We start from the raw sequence: 25,260 nt of genomic DNA on the forward strand, positions 1-25,260 counted from the left end.
GCCTATTCGAACCCGGCCCCGCACCCCGGGCAACCGAATCCGCCGCACCGGTGGTCTGGAGGGCGAGGGAGGGTGCTTGATGCAGGCCGAACAAGAGGCCCAGTTCCAGGAATTCGTCAGGGCACGGTGGTCCCACCTGGTGCGGACCGCGTATCTGCTCACCGGCGACGCGCACCATGCCGAGGACCTGACGCAGACGGCGCTGGCGAAGGCGTACCGCTCATGGCGGCGGGTGGCACGCGCCGACCATCCGGAGGCGTATGTCCGGCGCATGCTGGTCAGCTGCAACAGCGACCGGTTCCGCAAGCGGCGGGTCGCCGAGTCGTTGACCGCGGCGCCGCCGGAGACGGCGGGGCGCGAGGCGGGCTACGCGGGCGTGGACGAGCGGGGCGCGCTGCTCGGCGCGCTCGCCCAACTGCCGCCCAAGCAGCGGGCGGTGGTCGTCATGCGCTATTGGGAGGACCTGTCCGAGGGGGAAGTGGCCGAGGTGCTCGGCTGCTCCGTCGGCACGGTCAAGAGCCAGGCGTCCAAAGGGCTGGCGAAGTTGCGTACGTATCCGGGGCTCGCTCGGATGACGCCGTCCGGGCAAGGAGGCAGCAGGTGAACGACGACGAGCAGCGCCAGGGAGCACAGGGCGAGCCGGACTTCGAGGAGCAGTTGCGGGAACTGCTCGCCGAGGACGCCTACACGATCCAGCCGTCGCCGGCGCCGTATCCGGCGATCCGGCGCCGGGGCGTGGTCGAGCGGCGGCGCCGGGTGGCGGCGGCCGGGGCGGTGCTGGTGACGCTGGCGGCGATGCCGGTGGGGGCGTACGCGCTGAGCGGTGGGGGTTCGGGCGGGGGCGTGGCGACAACGCCGACGCCCTCGGTCAGTGCCACGCGGGTCCCGTCGCCGACGCCGTCCCCGACACCGAGTGGGCCCGCGCGGCCGGCCACGGACGGGCAGCTCCTCGACGGGATCACCTTCGAGCGGGCGGCGGACGGGCTGGAGAAGTGCCTGGCCTACCAGCGGTCGGGAGCCATGGCGGGCGACACGGACCCGGGCACGCCGCAGGACTACGGGATCGTCCTGGCCATGCGCAGTACCGGCGACTCCAACACGCCCGGCGACGGCATGTACGTCGTCGCCGTGCGGGAGAAGCCGGAGGAGATCTACCTGATCTGCAACATCAAGAACGGCGAGACCCAGGGCATCACCGGCTTCGGCAACGACGCCGACGTCATCCCGGACGAGGGCCCGGTGCTCATCGACCCCAACGGCGGCAAGCTCTACCAGCAGTCGCTCCTCGACCGGGGCAACTGGAAGCTTCCGTTCCGATGGGCTGTGATCGGCAGCGTCCGACCGTCGGTGGCCAAGGTGACGGTGTCCTACGGCGACTCCAGCGCCGAAGCCGTCCTCGACCACGGCCGGTTCGTGGCGTCCGGCGTGCTGAACCAGCAGGTCACCCTCGCACCGCACGTCAAGGGCTACGACGCCGACGGCAAGCTGGTCTACGACTCCGACGAGGACAAGTACTACCAGCGGACCCTGCCGTAGCACCGACGCAGTACCGGGCCAGGACAGGGATCCGCGGCACCGACGGGGCCGGGGGCGCCGCACAGGGGACGGCGCCCCCGGCCCGCCGTCACGACGCCTGCGGCTCGCCGGCCGGCACCACTCCGTTGACCGCGGCCGCCAGGCTGAACGGCGCCGCCCGGTTCCTCAGCGGCCTGGTCACCTGCTTCGCCACGCACGACGGCATCCCTGCCGTCACGTCCGCCGCCTGGCGCCGGTACGCGCTGGGCGACATGCCGACCAGCTCGGTGAAGCGCGTGCTGAAGGTGCCCAGCGACGAGCAGCCGACCTCGAAACAGACCTCGGTGACACTCAGGTCGCCCCGGCGCAGCAGCGCCATCGCCCGCTCGATACGACGGGTCATCAGGTAGCCGTACGGCGACTCGCCATAGGCGGTCTTGAACTCGCGGCTGAGGTGCCCGGCCGACATGTGCACGCCGCGCGCGAGCGCCTCGACGTCCAGCGGCTGCGCGTACTCCCGGTCCATCCGGTCGCGGACGCGGCGCAGCGCGACGAGGGTGCGCAGGCGCTGTTCCTCAGGCATCGAGTGGCTGGATCGCACACCCGCATCTTCCCCGGCCGCCTCCCACCTCGTCCACTCCCGCGCCTGACGGGAGCGGGACGAGAGGAGCGCCATCACCGGTGTCGAGGTGAGACACATCGCGGCTCAGCCGCCGACGTAGGCCGCAAGGTGCTCACCGGTGAGGGTGGAGCGCTCGGCGACGAGGTCGGCGGGGGTGCCCTCGAAGACGACCCGGCCGCCGTCGTGGCCGGCGCCGGGGCCGAGGTCGATGATCCAGTCGGCGTGCGCCATGACGGCCTGGTGGTGCTCGATGACGATGACCGACTTGCCGGAGTCGACCAGCCGGTCCAGCAGGCCGAGCAGCTGCTCGACGTCGGCGAGGTGGAGGCCGGTCGTCGGCTCGTCGAGGACGTACACACCGCCCTTGTCGGCCATGTGCACGGCCAGCTTCAGCCGCTGCCGCTCACCGCCGGACAGCGTGGTCAGCGGCTGGCCGAGGGTGAGATAGCCGAGCCCGACGTCCGCCATCCGCTCGACGATCTTGTGCGCGGCCGGAATCCGCGCCTCGCCCGCGCGGAAGAACTCCTCGGCCTCGGTCACCGACATCGCGAGCACCTCGCTGATGTCCCGGCCGCCGAGGTGGTACTCCAGCACCGAGGCGTCGAACCGCTTGCCCTCGCAGTCCTCGCAGGTGGTGGCGACGCTCTGCATGATCGCCAGGTCGGTGTAGATGACGCCGGCGCCGTTGCAGGTGGGGCAGGCACCCTCGGAGTTGGCACTGAACAGCGCCGGCTTCACGCCGTTGACCTTGGCGAACGCCTTGCGGATCGGGTCGAGCAGTCCGGTGTACGTCGCCGGGTTGCTGCGCCTGGAGCCGCGGATCGCGGTCTGGTCGACCGAGACGACGCCCTCCGGTGCCGGGATGGAACCGTGGACGAGCGAGCTCTTGCCGGAGCCGGCGACGCCGGTGACGACGCAGAGCACGCCGAGCGGGATGTCGACATCGACGTTCTGCAGGTTGTTCGCCGTCGCCCCACGGATCGCGAGCGTGCCGGTGGCCTTGCGGACGGTCTCCTTCAGCGCCGCCCGGTCACCGAGATGACGCCCGGTGACGGTGTCACTCGCCCGCAGCCCCTCCAAGGTCCCCTCGAAGCAGACGGTGCCGCCCGCCGTGCCGGCGCCGGGTCCGAGGTCGACGACGTGGTCGGCGATGGCGATCGTCTCCGGCTTGTGCTCCACGACCAGCACGGTGTTGCCCTTGTCGCGCAGGCGCAGGAGCAGGTTGTTCATCCGCTGGATGTCGTGCGGGTGCAGCCCGATGGTGGGCTCGTCGAAGACGTACGTCACATCCGTGAGCGACGACCCGAGGTGGCGGATCATCTTGGTGCGCTGCGCCTCGCCACCGGAGAGGGTGCCGGAGGCCCGGTCGAGGGAGAGATAGCCGAGGCCTATCTCCACGAACGAGTCCAGGCTGTGCTGGAGCTTGGCGAGCAGCGGCGCCACCGAAGGCTCCTCGAGCCCCCGGACCCATTCCGCCAGGTCGCGGATCTCCATCGAGCAGGCGTCGGCGATGTTGACCTTGCCGATCTTCGAGGAGCGGGCCAGCTCGCTGAGGCGGGTGCCGTCGCAGTCGGGGCACTGGGTGAAGGTGACCGCCCGGTCCACGAAGGCCCGGATGTGCGGCTGCATCGACTCGCGGTCCTTGGCGAGGAAGGTCTTCTGGATCTTCGGGATCAGCCCCTCGTAGGTGAGGTTGACGCCGTTGATCTTCACCTTGGTCGGCTCGCGGTAGAGGAAGTCGTGCCGCTCCTTCTTGGTGTACTCCCGGATCGGCTTCTCCTTGTCGAAGAACCCGGATTCCGTGATGACCCGTACGACCCACCCGTCCCCGGTGTAGGTGGGGATGGTGAACGGGTCCTCGGACAGCGACTTCGCATCGTCGAAGAGCTGGGTGAGGTCGATGTCGGAGACCGTTCCCCGGCCCTCGCAGTGCGTGCACATGCCGCCGGTGCGGCTGAAGCTCACCTTCTCGGTCTTGGTCTTGTCGGCACCGCGGTCCACCGTGAACCCGCCGCTCGCCGAGACCGAGGCGACGTTGAAGGAGTACGCGCCGGGCGGGCCGATGTGCGGCTTGCCGAGTCGGCTGAAGAGGATGCGCAGCATCGCGTTGGCGTCGGTGGCGGTGCCGACGGTCGAGCGCGGGTCGGACCCCATCCGCTGCTGGTCGACGGTGATGGCCGTGGTCAGCCCGTCCAGTACGTCGACCTCGGGCCGCGCCAGGTTCGGCATGAACCCTTGCAGGAAGGCGCTGTACGTCTCGTTGATCAGCCGCTGCGACTCGGCGGCGATCGTGTCGAAGACGAGCGAGCTCTTGCCCGACCCGGAGACCCCGGTGAACACCGTCAGCCGGCGCTTCGGGATCTCGATGCTGACGTCCTTGAGGTTGTTCTCGCGAGCGCCGTGCACACGGATCAGGTCGTGGCTGTCGGCAACGTGCGGCGCGGTCATCGTGTGGTCTCCATCTACAGCTCGGTCGGGAACGTCGCCGGTAGGGGCGCGGGGCGGGGTGGGCTCAGCCCCGGGCCTGGATGCGGATCAGGTTGCCCGCGGGGTCGCGGAAGGCGCAGTCGCGGATGCCGTACGGCTGGTCGGTGGGCTCCTGGACGACCTCGGCGCCGCTCGCCTGCACCTTCTCGAAGGTGTCGTCGACGTTCGCGGTGGCCAGCAGGATCCAGCCGTAGGTTCCCTTGGCCATCATCTCGGCGATCGTGCGGCGCTCGTCCTCGGTGATGCCGGGGTCGGCGGCCGGCGGCGCCAGGAGGATGGACGTGCCGGGCTGGCCGGCGGGGCCGACCGTGATCCAGCGCATCTTGCCCTGTCCGACATCGGTGCGGACCTCGAAGCCGAGGGCGTCGCGGTAGAAGGCCAGGGAGGCCTCCGGGTCGTCGTGCGGAAGAAAGCTGGCGTGAATCGAGATGTCCATGCCCGTCACGCTAGCGGCGGCATCGAGGCACCGCTTCTCGATTCCTGACCGCCGCCGCCGACACCACCGATTCCCTCGCCCCCGCCGCCCCTACCCTTCCCGTCCTCCAGGGGCTCCGCCCCTTCGACCCCGCCAGGGGGCTCCGCCCCCTGGACCCCCGCTCCTCAAACGCCGGAGGGGCTGATTTCAGGTGACCTCACCCCTCGACGCCGGTCCAGGCATTTCAGCCCGTCCGGCGTTTGAGGACGAGGCCCGTTCAGGGCCGAAGCGGGGGTCTGGGGGCGGCAGCCCCCAGGGACGGGACGGGTAGGGGCGGCGGGGGCGAGGAACTGGACCGGCAGCCGTCAGCCGACCCCCCGTGACTCCTGCGCAGCCCGCGCAGCGATCCCCCTGAAGTGCACGGCCATCGCACGCTGCGCCCCCTCCACGTCCCGGGCCCGCAGAGCGGTGACGATGTCGCGGTGCCGGCGCGCGGTGAGCTCGGGCGAGGGGTCGTCGGGTCGGCCACGGGCCCCGGACACCCGCCGGAACACCGTCCAGAACGCGGCGAGGAGCTGCGGCACGAGGTCGTTGCCGAGAGAGGCGTACAGCAACTCATGGAACTCCCGGTCCAGCTCCGGAAAGGCCCGTCCCGACCGCCCCGCCACCTCCATCCGGGACACGACCGCCTCCAGCCGGTCCAACTCCCCCTCGGTGACCGTCGCCGCCACCCGCCGGATCAACCCCTCCTCCAGCACCTCCCGCACCTGAAGGATTTCGGCGAGCGCCCCGGAGTCGTCGTGATCCTGATCCTGCCGGGCGAGCGTGCGAAACGTCAGCCCGTCGATCAGCGGCGTGAGCGAGGCCTGGCCGACATACGTCCCGTAGCCGTGCCTGATCTCCACGATGTCGAGGGCCTGGAGCGCCTTCAGCGCCTCGCGCACGGAGTTGCGGCTGACGCCGAGGTCGTCCATGAGCTCGGCCTCGGTGGGCAGGAGGGCGCCGGCCTGGAGCCTGCGGTCGATGATCAGCTGCATGACCTGGCGCTGGATCCGGCTGTTCCTGGACTCCTCCGACGTACGACTGTTCCTGGGCTGCCCGGGCATGCGGCGCATGGTACGCGCACCTGGACGTCCCACGTCCCATGTCTGTGGGACAACGGCCTGACAGGGGGTCAACTCGCGCCATTTCACAGTGCCATTGGTCCGACCTGTGGCAGATGCGCCATTCGTGTGAGATCCCTTGACCGCCCCCACCACCCCACCTATGGTCGCGCTGACCGGGAGGACGTAGGACGTCGTATCTCCTCACCGGCGCAGAGCACGAACCCATCGCCGGAGCACACACCCATCCGCTGGAGGACCCGTGCGCGACGTGACCCACGACGTGCCGGCGCTGCACCGCCGGTCGTTCCTGAAGTACACCGGCGCGCTGGGCGCGGCCGCCGCCGTCTCCGCGTCGCTGTCGGCCTGTTCGTCGGGGCCGGAGTCCACCAACGAGACCGGCGGGGGCGGTGGCCAGAACCGGACACTGACTGCGGTCATCGGCTACGGCAACGACGGCAGCTGGGACCCGACCCAGACCGCCTCCGCCTTCTGCATGGCCGCCAACAACCACATCTACGAGGGCCTCCTCGACACCGACCCGATCTCCCGCGAGCCGTACGCCGCGCTCGCCACCCAGGTCCCGGCCGACCCGAACGCCACGTCCTGGAAGTTCACCCTGCGCGCGGGCGCCAAGTTCCACGACGGGAAGCCGGTGACGGCCGACGACGTGGTCTTCGTGTTCGACCGGATCCTCGACCCGAAGACGCAGACCCTCGCCAAGGGGTTCTTCGCCGGCTGGCTGAAGGAAGTGCGGAAGATCGACGCGCAGAACGTCGAGCTGGTGCTCAAGTTCCCCTTCCCCGACGGGATTTCGCGACTCACCCTCGCCAAGATCATGCCGAAGCACGTCTTCTCCCAGCCGGGCGCCTGGGAGGACGCCATCAAGGGCAAGGCGATCGGCTCGGGGCCGTACCGGCAGACCGCGCACCACCCGAAGTCCAACACCACCTTCGAGGCGTATCCCGACTACAACGGCCCCCGCAAGCCGGCCTTCAAGAAGATGAACTGGCTGACGATCGTGGACGCCGCGCCGCGCGTGGCCAGGATCTCGGGTGCAAGCGCCGGCGCGCAGATCTCCGACAACATTCCGTACGCCAACATCCAGCAGCTGGAGAGCGGCGGGCTGACCGTCGCGGGCGGCGCCGGGATGAACAACCTCTTCCTGATGTTCAACACCAAGCACAAGCCCTTCGACGACGTACGGGTCCGCCAGGCGCTGCACTACGCCATCGACACCGGGAAGATGATCGAGGTCGCCCTCAAGGGGCACGGGAAGCCGTCGAGCTCCTTCCTCAACGAGGCCAACCCCAGCTACCGGCGCGCGAAGAACGTCTACGACTACGACCCCGACAAGGCGAAGGCGCTGCTGAAGGAGGCCGGGGTCAACGGGCTGGAGATCGAGATCCTGGCCGTCAACGTGAGCTGGATCGTGGACTGTCTGCCGACCATCAAGGCGTCCTGGGACGCGATCGGTGTGAAGACGACCCTCTCCCCGCAGGAGACGACGGCCGTCTTCACCAAGATGGACCAGAAGCAGGACTACCAGGTGGTGGCCGCCGCCTCGAACCCCAACCAGTTCGGCCTCGACGCCGACCTGATCATGCATTACAACTACGGCCCCGAGAACCTGTGGATGCAGTACACGCAGTGGGCCGACAACTCCGTCGCCAAGGCGCTCTTCAAGGACATGGACCGGGCCACCCAGGAGTCGGACACCGAGAAGAAGAAGACGATGATCCAGGACTACATCGACATCGTCGCCGAACAGGCCGTGCTCTACCCGGTCGTCCACAACGAGCTGATGACGGCCTGGAACCCGAAGCAGCTCGCCGGCATAAGGGCACAGCCGTATCCCGGCATCAACCTCCTCCAGGCCAAGTGGGCCTAGCCACACCGGGAGTCCCTGAGTGGTCACCGTCGTCCGGATCCTCGCCCGTCGCGTCGCGCTGCTCGTGCCGCTGATGCTCGGCATCGTGCTGTTCGTGTTCCTGGTCATGCGGTTCTCGGACGTCGACCCGGCGTCCGCGTTCTTCCAGGGCGCCAACCCCACCGCCCAGCAGTTGCACGACTTCCGCGAGGAGAACGGCCTGCTGGATCCCCTCCCCGTCCGCTACGTCGCCTTCATCGGCGACCTGCTCCACGGCGACATGGGCATCAGCGCCCTGACCCGGGCGCCGGTCGTCGACCAGGTCATGACGGCGCTGCCGCTCACCCTCCAGCTCACCTTCCTGGGCCTCGGCATCGCGGTCGTACTGTCTCTGCTCGGCGGCGTGACGGCGGCCATCTACCGTGACCGTCTGCCCGACCAGATCATCCGGGTCGTGTCACTGACGGGGGTGGCCGCACCCGGCTTCTGGCTGGCGCTGCTGATGATCCAGTACCTGGCCGTCGACCTCGGCTGGTTCCCGACCGGCGGCTACATCAACCCGGCGGACTCCCTCACCGGGTGGCTGAAGACCATGACCCTGCCCGCCTTCGCGCTGTCGCTGCCGGTGGCGGCGCAGCTGACGCGGATCGTGCGCACGGCGGTGGTGGAGGAGCTGGACAAGGACTACGTCCGCACGGCGATCGGCAGCGGGTTGCCGCCGCGGGTGGTCGTGGGCCGGAACGTGCTCAGGAACGCCCTGATCAATCCGCTGACCGTCCTCGGCCTTCGTGTCGGCTATCTCCTCGGCGGCGCGGTCGTCATCGAGACGATCTTCTCCCTCCCGGGGATGGGGAAGCTGATGATCGACGCCGTGAAGAACGGTGACCCGGCGGTCGTCCAGGGCGTCGTCCTCACGACTGCGACCGGCTTCGTGGTCGTCAATCTCGTCATCGACATCCTGTATCTGCTGGTCAACCCGCGCCTGCGGGAGGCGACATGACGTTCAACCGCAAGCGTCTGGCCGAGGTGCTGTCCCGGCCCGGCATCCGGCTGCGCGGCTGGCGCCGGCTGCCACTGCTGTCGAAGGTCGCGGTCTGCTTCCTGGCGGTCGTGGTCCTGACGGCGCTGCTCGCCCCGGTCCTCGCCCTGCACGACCCGCTCGACCAGCAGCCGCCCGTCGACGGCACCGGGCACCCGTCCGCCGACCACTGGATGGGCCAGGACAGCCTCGGCCGGGACATCCTCAGCCGGCTGATGTACGGCGCCCGCTGGTCGCTGGCGATCGGGCTCGGCGCGACCGGGCTCGCGCTGGTCGTCGGCGCACTGCTCGGCGCTGTCGCGGCGACTTCCCGCAAGGCGGTCGACGAGACGCTGATGCGCTGCCTGGACGTGGTGATGGCGTTCCCGGGCATCGCGCTGGCCGCCGTGCTCGTGGCCGTGTTCGGCGGCGGGATCACCGTCCTGATCTGCGCGATCGCCTTCCTCTTCACGCCGCCGGTGGCGCGGGTGGTGCGGGCGAACGTCCTCGATCAGTACGGCGAGGACTATGTGACGGCGGAACGGGTGATCGGGGCACGGACGCCCCACATCGTGCTGAGGCACGTGGCGATCAACTGCGCCGCCCCGGTGCTGGTGTTCTGCACGGTCCAGGTGGCGGAGGCGATCGTCTTCGAGGCGTCGCTGTCCTTCATCGGCGCGGGCGTGCGGCCACCGGATCCCTCCTGGGGCAGTGTCATCGCGGACGGCAAGAACATGGTGCTGACCGGCGGCTGGTGGGCGACCGTCTTCCCCGGCCTGCTGATGCTGGTGACGGTGCTCTCCCTGAACATCCTCTCCGAGGGCGTGTCGGACGCCTGGGCGGCGCCCTCGGCGCGCGAGGTCGACGTACGGGACGACGACGACCGGCTGGAGGCGCCGGAGCCGGGCAGCGGTGAGGTGCTGCAACTGCCCGGACTGGAGGAGGCGGCGGCGCGCCTGCGGTCACGGGCGCGACCGCTCCCCCAGGGGCGGCAACCCGTCCTGGCCGTGGAGCACCTGGCGATCGGCTTCGAGGGCCGGCACGGCGGCGTGGACATCGTCGACGGCATCAGCTTCGAGGTGCAGCCCGGTGAGGTGCTGGGCCTGGTCGGCGAGTCGGGCTGCGGCAAGTCGCTGACAGCGCTCGCGGTGATGGGTCTGGAGCCGAAGGGCACCCGGGTTCGCGGCCATGTCCGTTTCAACCAGCGGCAGTTGGTGGGCGAGCCGATGCGTGTACGCCGCAAGCTGCTGGGCCATGAGATGGCGATGATCTACCAGGACGCCCTGTCGTCCCTGAACCCGGCGATGACGATCCGCGCCCAGCTGGGGCAGGTCGTACGCCGCGGAGGCCGCCGTACCCCCCACGAACTCCTGACGATGGTCGGCCTCGACCCGGAACGCACCCTGCGCAGCTACCCGCACGAACTCTCCGGCGGCCAGCGTCAGCGCGTCCTGATCGCCATGGCCCTGTCCCGCGACCCGAAGCTGATCGTCGCCGACGAGCCGACGACCGCGCTGGACGTCACCGTGCAGGCGCAGATCATAGAGCTGCTGCTCAGGCTGCGGGAGGAGCTGGGCTTCGCCCTGATCCTGGTCTCGCACGACCTCGCGCTGATCGCGGACGTCACCGACCGGGTGGTCGTGATGTACGGCGGCCAGATCGTGGAGACCGGAGTGACCGCAGATCTGGTGGAGGCGCCCGCGCACCACTACACGCGGGGCCTGCTGGGCAGCGTGCTCTCGCTGGAATCGGCGCAACAGCGGATGACGCAGATCAAGGGCGTGGTCCCCTCCCCCGCCGACTTCCCGGCGGGCTGCCGGTTCGCGGACCGGTGCCCGCTGGCGAGCGAGGTGTGCCGGACCACGGCCCCCGACCTGACGGGGACACCGACGCACACGGCGGCCTGCCATCACCCGGCGATTCTGCTGGCGCCGACGGATCGCGAAGAGAGCGGGGTCGTGCAGTGAACGCGCTGGTGGAGCTGTCGGACGCGCACGTCGTGCACAAGGCGCGCAGCGGCGGGCTGTTCACGCGGGACAAGGTGTACGCCCTGACCGGCGCCGATCTCACCATCGCGCCCGGTGAGACGGTGGGCGTGGTCGGTGAGTCGGGGTGCGGGAAGTCGACGCTGGCGAAGGTGCTGGTGGGAGTGCAGCGGCCGACGTCGGGCACGGTGTCCTTCGGCGGGCGCGACCTGTGGGCCATGACCCCGGCCGAGCGCAGGACGGCGGTCGGCGCCGGCACGGGCATGATCTTCCAGGACCCGTCGACGGCGTTGAACCGTCGCCTGCCGGTCCGGCAGATACTGCGGGACCCGCTGGACGTGCACGGCCGGGGGACGAAGGCCCAACGCGAGGAACGGGTACGGGAGTTGATGTCCCTGGTGGGATTGCCCCGCGCGCTCACCGACGCCCTGCCCGGCCAGCTGTCGGGCGGTCAGCGCCAACGCGTCGCGATCGCCCGGGCATTGGCCCTGGACCCCGACCTGGTGGTGGCGGACGAGCCGACGAGCGCGCTGGACGTCTCCGTACGGGCCCAGATCCTCAACCTCCTCCTGGACCTGAAGGAGCGGCTGGGCCTGGCCCTGGTCTTCGTCTCCCACGACATCCAGACGGTACGGCGGATGAGTGACCGCGTGATCACGATGTACCTGGGCCGGATCGTCGAGGAGTCCCCGGCGGCCCAGGTCACCGACGGCTCCCGGCACCCGTACACCCGCGCCCTGTTCTCCGCGACCCCCGGTCTGCTGGACCCCATCGATCCGATCCCGCTGGTGGGCCCGGTCCCGTCGGCGACACGGCCGCCGAGCGGGTGCCCCTTCCGGACGCGGTGCTGGAAGGCGGACGAGGTGTGCGCGGCTGAGATGCCGGGGTTCTCGGCCATGTCGAGCCCGTCGCACCGTTACAGGTGTCACCATCCAGTGGAGGAGGGCGAGGCCACCCGCGACCTCGTACGGCAAAGTCACCTTTCCAAGGAGCCTTGATGACCATCCCCACCCCGCTCACCGGTGTCGTCCCGCCCGTCTGCACGCCCCTGACACCGGACCGCGAGGTGGACGTCCCGTCACTGCTCAGGCTGGTCGACCACCTGGTGGAGGGCGGGGTGCACGGCCTGTTCGTGCTCGGTTCGACGTCGGAGGCGGCATATCTGACGGACCGGCAGCGCAGGTTGGTGGTGGAGGCGGTGGCAGGGCACGTGGGGGGTCGACTCCCCGTGCTGGCGGGCGTGATCGACATGACGACGCCGAGGATGCTGGACCACGTACGGGAGGTCACGGCGGCGGGCGCGGACGCGGTGGTGGCGACGGCCCCGTTCTACGCCCGCACGCACCCCGCCGAGATCGCCCGCCACTACCGCCTGCTCGCGGCGGCCTCCCCGGTCCCGGTCATCGCCTACGACATCCCGGCCGCCGTCCACACCAAACTCCCCGCCGACGTGATCCTGGACCTCGCCGCCGAGGGCGTCCTGGCGGGCCTGAAGGACTCCAGCGGCGACCTTGCCGGGTTCCGCCAGGTCGTCACCGGCGCCCGCGGCCGCCCCGGCATCGACGGCTTCAGCGTGCTGACCGGCTCGGAGCTCATCATCGACGCGGCCCTCGCGATCGGGGCCGACGGCGCGGTGCCGGGTCTCGCCAACGTCGATCCGCAGGGCTACGTCCATCTCGACCGCCTGTGCCGGTCCGGTGACTGGGAGCGGGCCCGGGTCGAGCAGGAACGCCTGTGCGCCCTGTTCGGCATGGTGACCGTCGGGGACCCGGGACGGATGGGCGGCAGCTCGTCGGCGCTGGGCGCGTTCAAGGCGGCGCTGTATCTGCGGGGGGTCATCGAATGCCCGGCGACGGCGGAGCCTCAGGTGCCGTTGTCGGCGGAGGAGGTGGAGCGGGTGGGCAAGTTCCTGGCGACGGCCGGCCTGCTCTAGGCAGCCCGGCCGTCGCCTCCCCGTATTCCCCCGTTCCCCCTATTCCCCCCGTTTCCCCCGTTTCCCCGTTCCCCCGTCGGGCCTGGTTGTCAGGCGGGCCTGGCTGTCAGGCGGCCCAGCTGCCGGTGGACTTCGCGTCCGAGCGGAACTCGAAGGCGAACAAGGCGCCGTCCCGTACGTTCGTCGCGATCACGTTCCACTGCCCGGCGCGGGCGAGCTTGTAGTCCGCCTGGCACTCCAGACGGCCGCCGGTCTCGAAGCAGACCTTCACATACCGGTTGGTGTTGGGCTTGATGTTGATGTCGGCGCACGCGCTCGAAGTACTGAAGACATCGCCCGCCGGGAGCCAGTACGTCCCGGCCGGCTTGAGGTAGCTGTTCGCGTTGCCGTAGCAGGACGCCGGCGCGACATCACGTGCCTGGGCCGCCGGAGCGAGGCCGATCGCGCCGCCCGCCAGCACGGCGGAGATCGCGGTCGCGGCGATGCGCTGACGTATGGGCATGGTGTGTCCCCCTGTGATCGAGAGTCGGATGGGTGGGTGTGCTCCGGCCGGGCAACACCGAGCCTGCTGGGGCGGACCGTACGGCAGCAAGAGCCGTCGCTGTCCCGGACAGTCCACTCCCTGTCCGGCCTGGTCAGCCCCTGTGTCCGGGTCTTGTCCGGGTCTCGTCCGGATCTTCCCCGGAGCATCACGACGCTGGCGGGAAACGGGATTGTGCGACCTCGATCACGGAACCGACGATGTGCGGCATGCAGACCACTGGGGAGCCGGATCCTCAACGGGCCCGTGACACGGCCGAGTTCACCGCCGCCATGCGTGGCCTCAAGGAACGGTCGGGGCTGACGTACCGCCAGTTGGAGGAGCGCGCCGACGAACAGGGCGAGGTGTTGCCCCGCAGCACCCTCGCCGACGTCCTGCGGGGCCGGACCCTGCCGCGGCCGGAACTGCTGACCGCATTCGTGCGGGCCTGCGGGGACGGCGAGCGGGCGGCGGCGTGGCTGGAGGCCCGGGAGACCGTCGCCCGAAGGGGAGCCGCCGAAACGGCGAGCGGAACAGCGGCCGATACGGGGAGCGAAACGGCGAGCGAGGGCCCGAGGCGGGGCATCCGCCTCGGCGAGCGGGTACTCGGGGCGCGGGTCTTCGGGGTCCCGGTCCTGTTGCCGGCGTCGGCGGGCCTGGTGGCGCTGGTGGCCGTCACCGTCTGGGCGCTGGTCCCCTCCGGGAACGACAGCGATACTCGGCAGTCCCAGCTGCCTAGAAGCCGTACGCAGATCCGTCCCGTCCTGGCGGACGGCCTGTGCCTGACGGACGGTTACGGCGCTCGGTACGAGTCGCTCGTCGCCGTGCAGCGGCCGTGCGACGAGGTCGCGCCGCAGGAGACCACGCTCGTGCCGCTCGGCGGGAACACCTTCAGGATCCGCTGGTACCACCCCGACCACGGCCCCGGCTGCCTGACCGCCCTGGCCGAAGGGCCGGGCGTCGGGCTGCTGGAGCCGTGGGACGACTGCGATCGGACGACCCCGTTCCGCATCGAGCCGTCCGGGTCGGACGGAGGCGGCCGCTACTCGCTCCGAGTCGACGGCCGCGGCTGCGTGGCCATCAAGGACGCGCAGACCTCCGAAGGAGCCGAGGCGGTGGTGGAACCGTGCCGGCCGAAGGACAGCCAGGTCTTCGTCATCCAGCCGGCGCCCTGAGCGCTCCCTGGAGCTGCGCTCCCTGGAGCTCGGCGACCGGCAGCCGCCGGAACTCGATCGTCTCGTACGGCCCCGTCTCCCCCGTCTCGTACAGGATCCCGACCGCGCGCCGGCCGAGCGGCACCAGGTCGGAGTAGGCCGCCCGCTGCCGAGACAGCGTCAGCGCCTTGGTGAAGGTCGCTCCGCCGTCCGTACTGCGCCACACGGCCATCGACTGGCGGGCGGTCGGGACGGACGGGCCCGAGAACAGCAACAGGGCTTTGTTGCCAGGGAGTTGGAGGACGCTGCCCTCCACCACCGGGACTTCGTTCAGCGTGGGCTGGACGCTGTACGGGCGGTCCAGGGTCTCGGCGCCGTCACTCGAAACACTGTCGAGGCGGTTGCCGGCGCTCGTGCCGTGCTGGTCGCGGGAGTTGAAGTACAGCCTGCCGTCGGGAAGTTCGGCGGCCGTGGACTCGTTGGCGTTGCTTTCGCCGTCGTACGAGTCGTCCACGAAGCCCAGCTGCCAGGTGCGCCCGCCGTCGTCGCTGTAGATGGCGTGGGCGCCGTAGTACTTCGGCTCCTGCCCGGTGTCGGCGGACCCGGGCGCGGGGGCCACCGAGTGGTTCGACGGGACCACCAGCCGTCCCGCGTGCGGGCCCCGCCGGAGCGCGATCGCGTGGCCGGGGCCCGTCGCGTACCAGCGCCAGTTCGGCGGCTTCACCTGCGTGGTGATGTCACGGGGGGAAGTGAAGTGGCGGCCGTCGTCGAGGCTCCGCTGGACGAACACCCGGCGGCTCTCCGCGGGCGTCGCCTCGCCCCGCATTATCTGCGCCTCCGTCACATCGCCGCTGTTGTAGGAGGTGACCAGCACGATCGCGCCGGTGTGCGGATCCACCACCGGGGCGGGGTTGCCCCGTGTGTCCCCTTCCCCGGGGGCGACCACCGCCGGCGGGCCCCAGGTGCAGCCGCCGTCGGTGGAGCGTCTGAGGACGACATCGATGTCACCGGTGTCGCCCGCACCGTCGTGCCGGCCCTCGGCGAAGGCCAGCACCGTGCCCCGCGCGGTCGTGATCGTCGCCGGGATGCGGTACGTGTCGTAGCCGCCCTCGCCCGAGCGGTACGGGACGGAGGACGTGCAGCCGGGGTCCGCCGAGGCGTTGCCTGCCATGGCGAGAGGGGAGGTCACGAGTACCGCGGTGACCAGGGTGACCAGGAAGGTACGACTGAAGGTGCGGCTCAGGAGGGTCATCGAGCTCCCTTGACGGAGTGTCAGACATTGACCTGTCCGTCACAGGCTTCCCGGAGTCACCATCCCCGACTCGTACGCCACGATGACCAACTGCGCCCGGTCCCGCGCCCCCAGCTTCCCCATGATGCGGCTGACGTGGGTCTTCGCCGTGAGCGGGCTGAGCCCCAACGCCTCCGCCACTTCCGTGTTGTTGAGGCCGCGCGCGACCAGTGCCAGCACCTCGCGCTCACGTTCGGACAGGCATTCGGGCCCGCCCGCGGTGGGGGCGGAGGGGCTGCGCAGGAACCGCTCGATCAGCCGTGCCGTGGGCCCCGGCGACAGCAGGGACTCGCCCGCCGCCACCGTGCGGATGGCGTCGAGGAGTTCGGCCGGGCGGGTGTCCTTGACGAGGAATCCGGAGGCGCCGGCGCGCAGCGCGTCCACGATGTTCTCGTCGGTGTCGTAGGTGGTGAGGACCAGCACCCGCACCCCGGCCAGGTCCTCGTCGGCCGCGATGAGGCGGGTCGCCTCGATGCCGTCGAGGTCGGGCATGCGGATGTCCATCACGACGAGGTCGGGGCGTGAGCTGCGGACCAGTTCCGCGGCCTCCCGGCCGGTGGCCGCCTGGCCGACGACCGCCATGTCCGGGGCGGACTCGACCAGCATGGCGAACGCCTCGCGGACCAGTGTCTGGTCGTCCGCGAGCAGGACGCGGATCATCGGGCTCCCTCCCGGTCACTCCCGATGGGCAGTACTGCGCTCACCTCGAAGCCCCCCTTCTCGCGCGGTCCGGCGTCGAGTGTGCCACCCACACTGCGGGCCCGCTCCCGCATGCCGACCAGGCCGTAGCCGGGGCTGTGCGCGGCGGGCGTGGCGGGGCAGGGGCCGTCGTCGGTGACGGACACGCGCAGGGCGCCCTGCTCCTCGTACAGCTCGACTCGTACGGCCGGTTCGGGACCCGCGTGCCGGACCACGTTCGTCAGCGCCTCCTGCACGATCCGATACGCGGCCGCCCCCACCGCGGGCGGCGCCCGACGCACCCGTACCTCCGACACGACCCGCGCCCCCGCCAGCCGCGCCGTCTCCACCAGGTCCGGCACCCCGTCGAGCCCGGGCAGCGGGCCGCGCGCCTCGCCGGCGGCGCCCTGTTCGCGCAGCACGTCCAGCGTCGTACGTACCTCACCGCGCGCTGTGCGGCAGGTCTCGGCGATGTCGTCGAGCGCCTTCGCGATCGTCTCGCGGTCCAGCCGCTCGGGATCGGCGGAGAGCACATGCGCGGCCACCGACGTCTGCACACCGATGAGGGTGATGCTGTGGGCGAGCAGGTCGTGCAGGTCGCGGGCGATCCGCAGGCGCTCCTCGGCGACCCGGCGGCGGGCCTCCTCCTCGCGGGTGCGTTCGGCGCGCTCGGCGCGTTCGACGATGGCGGCGACGTACTGGCGGTAGTAGCGGACGTCGATGCCGACGAAGATGACGGCGAGGACCCAGCCGTAGATGCGCAGCAGTTCGGCGGCCTGCTTGTCCTCGCCGAAGGTGAGCATCGCGGTCAGGGAGAGGGTGAGGCCCGCGGCGGTGACCACGAGGGTGCGGAGGGGGCGTTGGGTGACGGTGACCGTGTACAGCGCGATGAACGAGGCGGGGACGGGCGCGCTGTGGTTGTTGTCGAGAGCGTGGTAGGGCAGGACGAGCGCCACCTCCGCCGCGAACACGAGCAGTGGCCTGCGCCGCCGCCACACCAGCGGCGCATGGGCGGCGACCAGGAGCGTCCAGCCGAGGGCGTCGGGCCGGCGGCCGTCGTCGGTGGACAGGGCCAGGCACACGGCCACGACGGCGGCCGCCACCGCGAGCAGAGCGTCGTTGCGGGTGCCGTGCGGGGCGGTGCGGGGGTCACGGTTGATCGCGGCCATGATCCGCTCGCCGATACGGGGGCGCGCCGCTGGGGTGGTTGCCTGCACGGGGTCATCCTCCGTCAGGGGGCGCCCCTCCGGGAGGGAGGGGCGCCGGTCGGTCAGTGGGCGGCGGCGGGTACCCGCTCCGGTTCCTTCGGCGGTACGGGCCGTTCGGGCTCGCGGGACAGGACGCCCGGCCACCACACCTTCCGTCCCAGGGCCACGCTCGCGCTGGTGACCAGGTAGGTGCGGACGAGGAAGGTGTCCAGCAGCACGCCGACCGCGATGACGAAGCCCAGCTCGACGAGCTGCACCATCGGCATGTTGGTGAGCACCGCGAAGGTGGCGGCGAGGACGAGCCCGGCGGAGGCGATGACGCCGCCCGTCGTGCGCAGCGCGGTGAGCGCGGCCGACGCCGGTTCGGCGCCCTTCAGGGACTCCTCGCGCATCCGGTGCATCAGGAAGATGCCGTAGTCGACGCCGAGCGCCACCAGGAACACGAAGGACAGCAGTCCAAGGCCCGGATCCGTGCCCTCGAAGCCGAAGACCGGTTCGAAGACGAGCCCGCCGATGCCGAGCGCCGCGCCCCACACCGCGACCACGGCCGCCACCAGGATCAGCGGCGCGACGAGCGAGCGCAGCAGGGCGACGAGGATCAGCAGCACGGACAGCAGCACGATCGGCACGACGACCATGCGGTCGCGGGCGTTGGTGTCCTTCAGGTCGATCTGCTGGGCGCTGGGCCCGCCGACGTAGGAGCCGTCGAGCTTGTCGCGCAGGGCCTCGATGGTGGCGCTCTCCCCGGCGGACTGGGGCGGTGCGGCGGCGAGGACGGAGATCTCGGTCCAGCCGTCCGCGGTACGTCCTTCCTGCGCGCTGTCGACGCCCCGGGTGCCGCGGACCGCCGTGAGCGTCCCGGCGGCGCGGTCCTGCGGGGTGATGACGCTGATGGGCTGGGTGCCACGCTCGGGGTAGGCCTCGGCGAGTGTCTCCATGGCGGCGACCGCGTCGGGCTTGCTGGTGAAGGAGTCCTCCTGCTTGAGGCTGCCGGGGAGGTTCAGCACGCCGAGCGCGAGGGCGCCGAGCAGGACCGCGCCGCCCGCGAGGACGGTCAGGGGCCGGCGTCCGGCGGAGCTGCCCATCGCGGTGAACAGGGAGCGGCGGGCCTTGGGTGTGCTGCCGTAGCGCGGTACGAGCGGCCAGAACACGCGCCGCCCGAGCAGGACGAGGATCGCGGGCAGCAGCGTCAGCATGGCGACGAGCGCGCACAGTACGCCGACGGTGCCGAGCGGGCCCATGCCGCGGCTGGAGTTGAGGTCGGCGGCGAGCAGGCACAGCAGCCCTGCGGCGACGGTGCCGGAGGAGGCGAGCACGGCCGGACCGCAGCCCTTGAGCGCGGCGACCATGGCGTCGTACGGCCGCTCGATGCGCCGTAGTTCCTCGCGGTACCGGGAGACGAGCAGCAGTGCGTAGTCGGTCCCCGCCCCGAACACGAGGATCGTCATGATGCCCGAGCTCTGGCCGGAGACGGACGTGCCGAACCCCTGGTTGAGGCCGTAGGCGACGCCCATCGACAGATAGTCGGCCATGCCGGCGACAGCGAGCGGCACGAGCCACAGGAACGGGCTGCGGTAGATGAGGATCAGCAGCAGCGCCACGACGCCCGCGGTGGTGTAGAGCAGCGGTCCGTCGAGCGAGTTGTAGACCTCGCTCGCATCGGTGGCGAGCGCTCCGGCACCACCGACGTCGACACCGAGTCCGCCGTCGCCGTGGGCGATGCCCCGTACGGAGTTGACCAGTTCGTCGCGGGCCTTCTCGTCCTGGCCCGGCTCGGTGCTGGCCACCGGGTACATCAGGGTGGTGCCGTCCTGCGAGGGAATGCCCTGGGGTTCGGCGGTGAGCCGGTGGGCGCTCGCGATCCGGTCGATCTGGTCGGCGGCGGTGGCCTTGTCGGCGGCGGTCAGCCCGCCGTCGCGGTGGTAGACGACGACCAGCTCCGTGGCCTCACCACCGGGCAACCGGTCCTGGATCTTCGCGACCTGCGTGGAGTCGGCGCTCGCCGGCAGGTAGTCGATGGCACGGTCGCGCTGGACGTCCGCCAGCTTCGACGCGAACGGCGAGGCGATCGCGAGCACGGCGATCCACAGCCCGAGCACGAGCCAGGGCACGGCACGCCTTCGCCGCGCAGTTGTCCTTACGGCCCCCATCTGACGGGTCTCCCTCCGGTCCGGGTGTCTGGGTCGCTTCCAGACTCCCGGCGGGAAGGGGGCGGTTCGTCGGGCCGGAGGGCGAGTTCGGGGGTACTGCCCAGGGCGGCGGGGCGCCCGGAGTACTCCCCGGGGAGTACTGCGGTCGAGGGCGACGGCGAGCCGAGGCGTTTTTGAGCGCACTCTGTTGGCTCGTTTTCGCTCGACAGCGGCATACCTATTTCACGATCATGATGCCCGGCTCCGATGGGACAACGGGGACGGCCGCGGACCAGCCGCAACCAGACGTCCAGAGCCATGAGCAGCGCCGCGATCCGGCGCCGGTCAGGCGGTCGGGCCAGATACGGAACGTCGTCACATGTGCCAGGGGGAAACATGCAGCGAACAGCTGCGGAGCTGATAACGTCCGGACATTTCGCGTCTACGGAGCCGGGGGTGGACGTGCCGACGCGAAGCGGGGCGGAGGCCGTTCTGGTGCGTGTCTCCGAGCTTCTGCCCGGGGTTTCACCGCGGACCGAAGGTATCGACTGGGAGCACGTCGCCCGGCTGGCCGCCGTGGACGAGCGCCTGCCGCCGATCCTGGTGCGGCGCTCCGACCTGACGGTGGTCGACGGCCGGCATCGCCTGCTGGCGGCCCGGGCCCGGGGCGGGCAGACGATCGCGGTCGAGTTCTTCGAAGGCTCCGACGACGACGCGTTCCTGCGTGCCGTCCGAGCCAACGTGACGCACGGCCTGCCGCTCTCGCTGAAGGACCGACGAGCCGCCGTCGCCCGGGTCGTCGCCTCTCATCCTCACATGTCCGACCGGGCCATCGCGAAGGCCTCGGGTCTGAGCGCGAAGGCGGTGGCGAGCATCCGCGCGTGTTCAACCGCGGCGGGGCAGCAGTTGAACAGCCGCCTCGGGCAGGACGGACGCACCCGTCCGCTGAACGCTGCCGAGGGGCGGTGGCGGGCCGCGCGCATGATGGCGCAGAATCCGAACGCGTCCCTGCGCGAAGTGGCCCGGGTCGCGGGCATCTCACCGGCGACCGCCAGCGATGTGAAGAAGCGCGTCCAGGCGGGCCTTCCGCCGGCCGCCGTCCACCTGTCGGCGGGCGAGGACGCGGTGACGCCCGCACCGCTCGGCGAAGCGCCCGCCGCGCACATCGGCCTGTGGTCCGTTCCGGCTGCCTCGCCGGAGCGGCAGGAGTGCGGGCGCCCGCCACAGCCGCCTTCCGACCTGGTGCTCGCAAAGCTCCGGCGCGACCCCTCGCTGCGGCTTCGGGAAGACGGGCGCAACCTGTTGCGGCTCCTCCAGCACAACGCCGTGGCCGAATGGTCGGGGCTGAGCGGTGCCGTACCCCCGCACTGCGAGGAGCTCGTGGGACGGCTGGCACGCCAGTACGCCGAGCAGTGGCTGAAGTTCGCCCAGCGCCTGGAGCAGCGCGAGGGCATCGTCGCACCGCAGCGGGCGACGTCTTAATCGCCTACCTGCGCCTACCTTAAACGCCTTCGGACAGCAATGTTTCTTGTGCGCGCAACTTGAACACTTCCAGGTATCGGGTCCTGTTGATACGTTGAAAAAGTCGTCGCATGCGACTGAATCAGGCAGACCTAGATACCGGGAATTCTCGCATGATTAACTCAGATTTTTCTGTCAGTGACGAAGACGTACAGAACTTCCGGGAGCACGGCTTCCTGAAGCTCAATAAGATCTTCTCGGACGATCTCATCGAGCACATGAAGAAGCTCAGCACGTCGGAGATCGCCCCGCCGTCCGACAACTACGGTTCGGGCTTCAGCAAGCTGAAGTACGACGTGGGCAACGACGACCCGACGATCCTCGGCCTCATGAGCGACCCGACCTTCTCGGCCGCCATGGCCAAACTGACCGAGCAGCAGCTGTTCTTCACCCAGGGCCTCGGTTTCGAGCTGGAGAAGAACAAGAGCACTGGGTTCCCCTGGCATGTGGGGACCCAGAGCTTCGGCTTCCAGCGCCGCGAGGACGCGGGCTACACGATCTGGACGCCGCTGTGCGACATCGTCGCCGACGGCCAGCGCGGCGGCATGAAGTACGTCTCCAAGCAGCTCCTTTCGGGCGAGTTCGTGTACCAGCACATCAACCTGCTGCCCGAGTACATGAAGAGTGAGGCCGAGTCCGGCCGCGATCTCACCTACGCCGACTTCAGTGACCTCAAGAACAGCCTGATCAACTCGCCCCAGACGAAGAGTCTGCTGGACCACTTCGCCGTGGAGGACTCCTTCGAGCCGGGCGACGCCCTCATCTTCGACAAGTACGTCCTGCACCGCAGCGTCAAGCTCGAAGAGGGCCCGATCCCGTCGCGGCTGGCCTACGCCCTGCGCTTCTGCTCGATCGACGCCCGGTACGACAAGAGCCGCGTCGAGGCCCTGGCCTATCCGCGGGTCACCTTCAACTACGACGTCGGCAGCGAGTTCAACGAGAAGGTCGCGTCCGAGGACGGTGAGCAGGTCTACGCCAGCTCGTACTTCGACGGCACCCGCGAGGCCCGCACCCTGGACGCGGTGCGCGCTCCGCAGAACGGCTGACCCACGGTGGTGAGCACCACGCGTGGTCCCCGGGTCGGGCTGCGTCCGGCCGCAGCACAGGATCACGGGCAGCTTGCGGACATCGCGCGGGAGGCCTACGGGAAATACCTGGGCTTGGTCGACGAGCCGCCGGCCCCGCTTCTCCTCGACTACCGGAAAGTCGCGGCATCGGGCCGGTGCCATGTCGCCGCGACGGCGGATGGAATTCTCGGCATGGTGACGGTGGAGCCGGCCGATCCATATCTCGTGCTGCGTAATCTCGCAGTACGCCCGTCCGCCCAGGGCCAGGGAATCGGCAGAAATCTGGTTTCCCTTGTCGAGGATATGGCGCGGTCCGCGGGTATGCGGGGCGTGCGGCTGTGGACCCGCGCGGAGATGACGGACAACATTGCGTTCTACCAGGGTCTGCAATACGTCGTCACGCATTCCGAGCAGAACGAGCACGCGCACCGCGTTTTCCTCTGCAAGGACCTGGAAACCTAAAATCTTGATGGAAAAGGAAAAAAGTGGCTGCTGATTCCACGGTCATCGCGACCCGGCTTTCCAAAACGTTCGTCGCAGAGGTGAAGGAGCTGCCGCTCACCCCCGAGGTGATCGAGGAGCAAGGACGCGCGATCTACGAGACGTACCTGGAGCACAAGGTCCTGGTCTTCCGGTCACAAGACATAGCGGCCAGCACTTTCGCCAAGTTCGGCACGATCTTCGGTCGGCCCGAGGAACACCACGTCCTTAAACTCCGTCACCCCGAAGAGCCGACTCTCACGCTCCTGTCGAACCAGAACGAGCCGGGCCGGAACAAGGAAATGAAGACCTCCGGCCAGGGGTGGCACTCGGACTACTCCTACAAACTCGTACCCGGCAGCGCGACGATGCTGCACGGTCTGGAAATCCCGGCGGACGGCGGCGACACCCTCTTCGCCGACGCCGAGGCCGCCTTCGACGCGCTCCCCGAGGAGCGCAAGGCGTACCTGCGGACGCTTCGCGTGCGCCACCAGTACCGCTGGTCGCCGGACCGCGAGGACCCCTGGGCGCGGTGGAAGTACATCGGCCCGGAGGAGCGCAAGCAGACCCCGGAGATCACCCACCCGCTCGTGCGCCGCCACCCGGACACCGGTCGCGAGAGCCTCTTCATCCAGCCCCGCATCATCGGCAGCGTGGTCGCGATCGACGGGATGGAGGAGGCGGAGAGCACCGCGCTGATCGAGGAGCTCATCGCCCACATCACCAGCGCGCCCTACGTCTACCGGCACAAGTGGAGTCCGCTGGACGTCGTGGTCTGGGACAACAGGTGCGTCCTGCACTCGGCGACGACCAAGGACCTCGACGAGCGCCATGTGCGGCGGCTGCTGCGCCTGACCACCCACGGTCAGCCGGTGACCCCCTCGCTTCCGGAAGTCGGCCACAGCAGGCTCTCCCCCCGGGCATGACCGCGGCCCCACCCGTAGCCGCACGTGCCCGGAGCCCCCTCCCTCGCTCCGGGCACGTGCCCGGCTGCGCCCGTACACCCGCGGTCCCGACCGCCCGAGCCCATTCGTGAGCGAGAACCACCATGCCCTCCGGTATCCCCATTCGTAGCGCCGCCAACGACCTCTACTCCCACATGCTCGAGATCCTTGAGCGCCTGGTGGGATTCGACACCACCAGCCACAAGTCGAACCTCGAACTGATCGGCTACATCCGGGACTTGCTCGCCGGCAACGGCATCACGAGCGAGCTCCACTGGAACGAGGAACGCACCAAGGCCAACTTGGTGGCGACCGCGGGCGCCGGAGACAGCGGTGAACGCGGCGTCGTGTGGTCCGCGCACACAGACGTCGTTCCGGTCGACGGCCAGTCGTGGTCGGCCGACCCCTTCACGCTGCGCGTCACCGAGAGCGTCGCCATCGGCCGCGGAACCGCGGACATGAAGGGCTTCATCGCCTGCTGCCTGGCCATCCTGTCCCGGGTCGACCAGGACCGCCTCGCCACGCCCCTCACCCTCATGCTCACGTACGAGGAGGAAGTGGGCTGCGTCGGAGCGCGTCGGCTCGTCGAAGAGATGCGTACCTGGGAGGGCCGGGTCAAGGGCTGCATCGTCGGTGAACCGACCGGGCTGGCCGTGGTGGTGGGCCACAAGGGCAAGCAGAACCACCGGATCACCTTCAAGGGCGAACCCAAACACGCCGCGCTCGCCCCGCTGATGCCGAACCCGATCGCCGCCGCCGCCGCGGTCATCGGCCACGCCCAGTCCCTCAACGAGACGTTCCGGTCCGAAGGACCCCACGACGACCGGTTCGACATCGGCCACTCGTGGATCAACGTGGGGCGCGTCGACGGTGGGGTGAAGCCCAACATCGTTCCCGAGGACTGCGTCGTGGAGTTCGAGGTCAGGAACATCCCCGGGCACGAGTGCGACGGTATCGCCACCGAGATCGGACGCTTCGCCACCGCAGACGTGCTGACGGACATGCGGACCAGGTCCGCCCTCGCCGAAGTCCGCCCCGAACAGCTCTCCGACACCCCGTCCTTCGCCATCGATCCGGCGCACGAGTTCGTCACCTTCGTGCGGGAGGCGTTCGGTACGAAGGACGCCCCCCGGTTCGTCCCCTTCGGGACCGAGGCCGGACTCATCTGGGGCCGTGCGGGGATCCCCACGGTCGTCTGCGGTCCCGGTGCCATCACCGAGGCGCACACCGCCGACGAGTTCGTCTCCCTGGACCAGCTCAAGCAGTGCCTCCAGTACCTGCAGTCGCTCCCGCTCACCTGAGGACCCATGCCGCAGACCG

Annotated in this window: 22 protein-coding genes; 13 read left to right on the forward strand and 9 right to left on the reverse strand. The window is 70.1% G+C overall.

Annotation, left to right across the window (positions count from 1 at the left end; translation table 11 throughout):
* Nucleotides 1–79 precede the first annotated feature (79 nt).
* Together EHO50_RS03890 and EHO50_RS03895 are read left to right on the forward strand one after the other, a co-directional pair.
* Nucleotides 80–604, forward strand: a complete 525-nt coding sequence (locus EHO50_RS03890; RefSeq protein ID WP_128428366.1) for a SigE family RNA polymerase sigma factor — start codon at nucleotides 80–82, stop codon at nucleotides 602–604.
* Nucleotides 601–1,536: a hypothetical protein gene (locus tag EHO50_RS03895; protein WP_128428367.1), complete on the forward strand. Its 936-nt coding sequence runs from the start codon at nucleotides 601–603 to the stop codon at nucleotides 1,534–1,536. Before EHO50_RS03890 ends, EHO50_RS03895 begins: the two co-directional genes overlap by 4 nt.
* An 88-nt stretch (nucleotides 1,537–1,624) precedes the next feature.
* On the opposite strand, the gene EHO50_RS03900 is transcribed toward EHO50_RS03895, so the two are convergent.
* The 4 genes from EHO50_RS03900 to EHO50_RS03915 form a co-directional block, all read right to left on the reverse strand.
* Complete coding sequence (locus EHO50_RS03900; protein ID WP_128428368.1) at nucleotides 1,625–2,098, reverse strand: helix-turn-helix transcriptional regulator; 474 nt, start codon at nucleotides 2,096–2,098, stop codon at nucleotides 1,625–1,627.
* 123 nt (nucleotides 2,099–2,221) lie between these two features.
* Nucleotides 2,222–4,585, reverse strand: a complete 2,364-nt coding sequence (locus tag EHO50_RS03905; protein WP_128428369.1) for an ATP-binding cassette domain-containing protein — start codon at nucleotides 4,583–4,585, stop codon at nucleotides 2,222–2,224.
* 64 nt (nucleotides 4,586–4,649) lie between these two features.
* Nucleotides 4,650–5,060 carry a VOC family protein gene (locus EHO50_RS03910; RefSeq protein WP_128428370.1) on the reverse strand — a complete coding sequence of 137 codons (411 nt, stop codon included), beginning with the start codon at nucleotides 5,058–5,060 and terminating at the stop codon, nucleotides 4,650–4,652.
* A gap of 344 nt (nucleotides 5,061–5,404) precedes the next feature.
* On the reverse strand, nucleotides 5,405–6,145 hold the full coding sequence (locus EHO50_RS03915) for a FadR/GntR family transcriptional regulator (RefSeq protein ID WP_128428371.1): 741 nt from the start codon (nucleotides 6,143–6,145) through the stop codon (nucleotides 5,405–5,407).
* 259 nt (nucleotides 6,146–6,404) lie between these two features.
* Between EHO50_RS03915 and EHO50_RS03920 the strand changes: the two genes are divergently transcribed.
* The 5 genes from EHO50_RS03920 to EHO50_RS03940 are packed head-to-tail and all read left to right on the forward strand — an operon-like array spanning nucleotide 6,405 to nucleotide 12,948.
* Complete coding sequence (locus EHO50_RS03920) at nucleotides 6,405–8,033, forward strand: ABC transporter substrate-binding protein (protein WP_128428372.1); 1,629 nt, start codon at nucleotides 6,405–6,407, stop codon at nucleotides 8,031–8,033.
* Nucleotides 8,034–8,052: 19 nt separating this feature from the next.
* A complete protein-coding gene (locus EHO50_RS03925; RefSeq protein WP_128428373.1) occupies nucleotides 8,053–9,012 on the forward strand; it encodes an ABC transporter permease in 960 nt (319 codons plus the stop codon).
* Nucleotides 9,009–10,997, forward strand: a complete 1,989-nt coding sequence (locus EHO50_RS03930; protein WP_128428374.1) for a dipeptide/oligopeptide/nickel ABC transporter permease/ATP-binding protein — start codon at nucleotides 9,009–9,011, stop codon at nucleotides 10,995–10,997. The genes EHO50_RS03925 and EHO50_RS03930 overlap by 4 nt, the downstream gene beginning before the upstream one ends.
* Nucleotides 10,994–12,013, forward strand: coding sequence for an oligopeptide/dipeptide ABC transporter ATP-binding protein (locus tag EHO50_RS03935; protein WP_128428375.1), 1,020 nt, complete (start codon nucleotides 10,994–10,996; stop codon nucleotides 12,011–12,013). The genes EHO50_RS03930 and EHO50_RS03935 overlap by 4 nt, the downstream gene beginning before the upstream one ends.
* Complete coding sequence (locus tag EHO50_RS03940; RefSeq protein ID WP_128428376.1) at nucleotides 12,013–12,948, forward strand: dihydrodipicolinate synthase family protein; 936 nt, start codon at nucleotides 12,013–12,015, stop codon at nucleotides 12,946–12,948. The genes EHO50_RS03935 and EHO50_RS03940 overlap by 1 nt, the downstream gene beginning before the upstream one ends.
* Before the next feature lie 106 nt (nucleotides 12,949–13,054).
* Here the strand turns inward: EHO50_RS03940 and EHO50_RS03945 are convergent, their stop codons facing one another.
* Nucleotides 13,055–13,450 carry a hypothetical protein gene (locus EHO50_RS03945; RefSeq protein ID WP_128428377.1) on the reverse strand — a complete coding sequence of 132 codons (396 nt, stop codon included), beginning with the start codon at nucleotides 13,448–13,450 and terminating at the stop codon, nucleotides 13,055–13,057.
* A 248-nt stretch (nucleotides 13,451–13,698) separates the two neighbouring features.
* On the opposite strand from EHO50_RS03945, the gene EHO50_RS03950 reads away from it, so the two are divergent.
* Nucleotides 13,699–14,643: a helix-turn-helix domain-containing protein gene (locus EHO50_RS03950; RefSeq protein ID WP_164904741.1), complete on the forward strand. Its 945-nt coding sequence runs from the start codon at nucleotides 13,699–13,701 to the stop codon at nucleotides 14,641–14,643.
* On the opposite strand, the gene EHO50_RS03955 is transcribed toward EHO50_RS03950, so the two are convergent.
* The 4 genes from EHO50_RS03955 to EHO50_RS03970 are packed head-to-tail and all read right to left on the reverse strand — an operon-like array spanning nucleotide 14,624 to nucleotide 19,949.
* The gene (locus EHO50_RS03955; RefSeq protein WP_128428379.1) at nucleotides 14,624–15,874 is read right to left on the reverse strand and encodes a sialidase family protein; all 1,251 of its coding nucleotides are present in this window, start codon (nucleotides 15,872–15,874) and stop codon (nucleotides 14,624–14,626) included. The genes EHO50_RS03950 and EHO50_RS03955 overlap by 20 nt on opposite strands.
* A gap of 39 nt (nucleotides 15,875–15,913) precedes the next feature.
* Nucleotides 15,914–16,573 (reverse strand): response regulator, encoded by a 660-nt coding sequence (locus EHO50_RS03960; RefSeq protein WP_128428380.1) that lies wholly within the window; start codon nucleotides 16,571–16,573, stop codon nucleotides 15,914–15,916.
* Nucleotides 16,570–17,808, reverse strand: coding sequence for a sensor histidine kinase (locus EHO50_RS03965; protein WP_425472125.1), 1,239 nt, complete (start codon nucleotides 17,806–17,808; stop codon nucleotides 16,570–16,572). The genes EHO50_RS03960 and EHO50_RS03965 overlap by 4 nt, the downstream gene beginning before the upstream one ends.
* Before the next feature lie 53 nt (nucleotides 17,809–17,861).
* Nucleotides 17,862–19,949 carry an MMPL family transporter gene (locus EHO50_RS03970; protein ID WP_128428381.1) on the reverse strand — a complete coding sequence of 696 codons (2,088 nt, stop codon included), beginning with the start codon at nucleotides 19,947–19,949 and terminating at the stop codon, nucleotides 17,862–17,864.
* A gap of 441 nt (nucleotides 19,950–20,390) precedes the next feature.
* On the opposite strand from EHO50_RS03970, the gene EHO50_RS03975 reads away from it, so the two are divergent.
* The 5 genes from EHO50_RS03975 (at nucleotide 20,391) to argE (ending at nucleotide 25,241) form a co-directional block, all read left to right on the forward strand.
* Nucleotides 20,391–21,410, forward strand: a complete 1,020-nt coding sequence (locus EHO50_RS03975; protein WP_246101008.1) for a ParB/RepB/Spo0J family partition protein — start codon at nucleotides 20,391–20,393, stop codon at nucleotides 21,408–21,410.
* A gap of 152 nt (nucleotides 21,411–21,562) precedes the next feature.
* The gene (locus EHO50_RS03980) at nucleotides 21,563–22,495 is read left to right on the forward strand and encodes a phytanoyl-CoA dioxygenase family protein (protein ID WP_128428383.1); all 933 of its coding nucleotides are present in this window, start codon (nucleotides 21,563–21,565) and stop codon (nucleotides 22,493–22,495) included.
* A gap of 9 nt (nucleotides 22,496–22,504) precedes the next feature.
* The gene (locus EHO50_RS03985) at nucleotides 22,505–22,978 is read left to right on the forward strand and encodes a GNAT family N-acetyltransferase (RefSeq protein WP_164904743.1); all 474 of its coding nucleotides are present in this window, start codon (nucleotides 22,505–22,507) and stop codon (nucleotides 22,976–22,978) included.
* A 23-nt stretch (nucleotides 22,979–23,001) separates the two neighbouring features.
* Nucleotides 23,002–23,922 (forward strand): TauD/TfdA dioxygenase family protein, encoded by a 921-nt coding sequence (locus tag EHO50_RS03990; protein ID WP_128428385.1) that lies wholly within the window; start codon nucleotides 23,002–23,004, stop codon nucleotides 23,920–23,922.
* A 122-nt stretch (nucleotides 23,923–24,044) separates the two neighbouring features.
* Nucleotides 24,045–25,241, forward strand: coding sequence for an acetylornithine deacetylase (argE, locus tag EHO50_RS03995; protein ID WP_128428386.1), 1,197 nt, complete (start codon nucleotides 24,045–24,047; stop codon nucleotides 25,239–25,241).
* Nucleotides 25,242–25,260: the final 19 nt, after the last annotated feature.

Source organism: Streptomyces cyaneus (genome assembly GCF_004028635.1).
Taxonomy (GTDB): Bacteria; Actinomycetota; Actinomycetes; order Streptomycetales; family Streptomycetaceae; genus Streptomyces; species Streptomyces cyaneus.

Excerpts from the sequence above, each read along its gene's own strand:
- EHO50_RS03890 (WP_128428366.1), top strand. The coding sequence starts at position 80 with ATGCAGGCCGAACAAGAGGCCCAGTTCCAGGAATTCGTCAGGGCACGG.
- EHO50_RS03900 (WP_128428368.1), bottom strand. The coding sequence starts at position 2,098 with ATGCCTGAGGAACAGCGCCTGCGCACCCTCGTCGCGCTGCGCCGCGTC.
- EHO50_RS03905 (WP_128428369.1), bottom strand. The coding sequence starts at position 4,585 with ATGACCGCGCCGCACGTTGCCGACAGCCACGACCTGATCCGTGTGCAC.
- EHO50_RS03910 (WP_128428370.1), bottom strand. The coding sequence starts at position 5,060 with ATGGACATCTCGATTCACGCCAGCTTTCTTCCGCACGACGACCCGGAG.
- EHO50_RS03915 (WP_128428371.1), bottom strand. The coding sequence starts at position 6,145 with ATGCCCGGGCAGCCCAGGAACAGTCGTACGTCGGAGGAGTCCAGGAAC.
- EHO50_RS03930 (WP_128428374.1), top strand. The coding sequence starts at position 9,009 with ATGACGTTCAACCGCAAGCGTCTGGCCGAGGTGCTGTCCCGGCCCGGC.
- EHO50_RS03940 (WP_128428376.1), top strand. The coding sequence starts at position 12,013 with ATGACCATCCCCACCCCGCTCACCGGTGTCGTCCCGCCCGTCTGCACG.
- EHO50_RS03945 (WP_128428377.1), bottom strand. The coding sequence starts at position 13,450 with ATGCCCATACGTCAGCGCATCGCCGCGACCGCGATCTCCGCCGTGCTG.
- EHO50_RS03950 (WP_164904741.1), top strand. The coding sequence starts at position 13,699 with ATGCAGACCACTGGGGAGCCGGATCCTCAACGGGCCCGTGACACGGCC.
- EHO50_RS03955 (WP_128428379.1), bottom strand. The coding sequence starts at position 15,874 with ATGACCCTCCTGAGCCGCACCTTCAGTCGTACCTTCCTGGTCACCCTG.
- EHO50_RS03960 (WP_128428380.1), bottom strand. The coding sequence starts at position 16,573 with ATGATCCGCGTCCTGCTCGCGGACGACCAGACACTGGTCCGCGAGGCG.
- EHO50_RS03970 (WP_128428381.1), bottom strand. The coding sequence starts at position 19,949 with ATGGGGGCCGTAAGGACAACTGCGCGGCGAAGGCGTGCCGTGCCCTGG.
- EHO50_RS03980 (WP_128428383.1), top strand. The coding sequence starts at position 21,563 with ATGATTAACTCAGATTTTTCTGTCAGTGACGAAGACGTACAGAACTTC.
- argE (WP_128428386.1), top strand. The coding sequence starts at position 24,045 with ATGCCCTCCGGTATCCCCATTCGTAGCGCCGCCAACGACCTCTACTCC.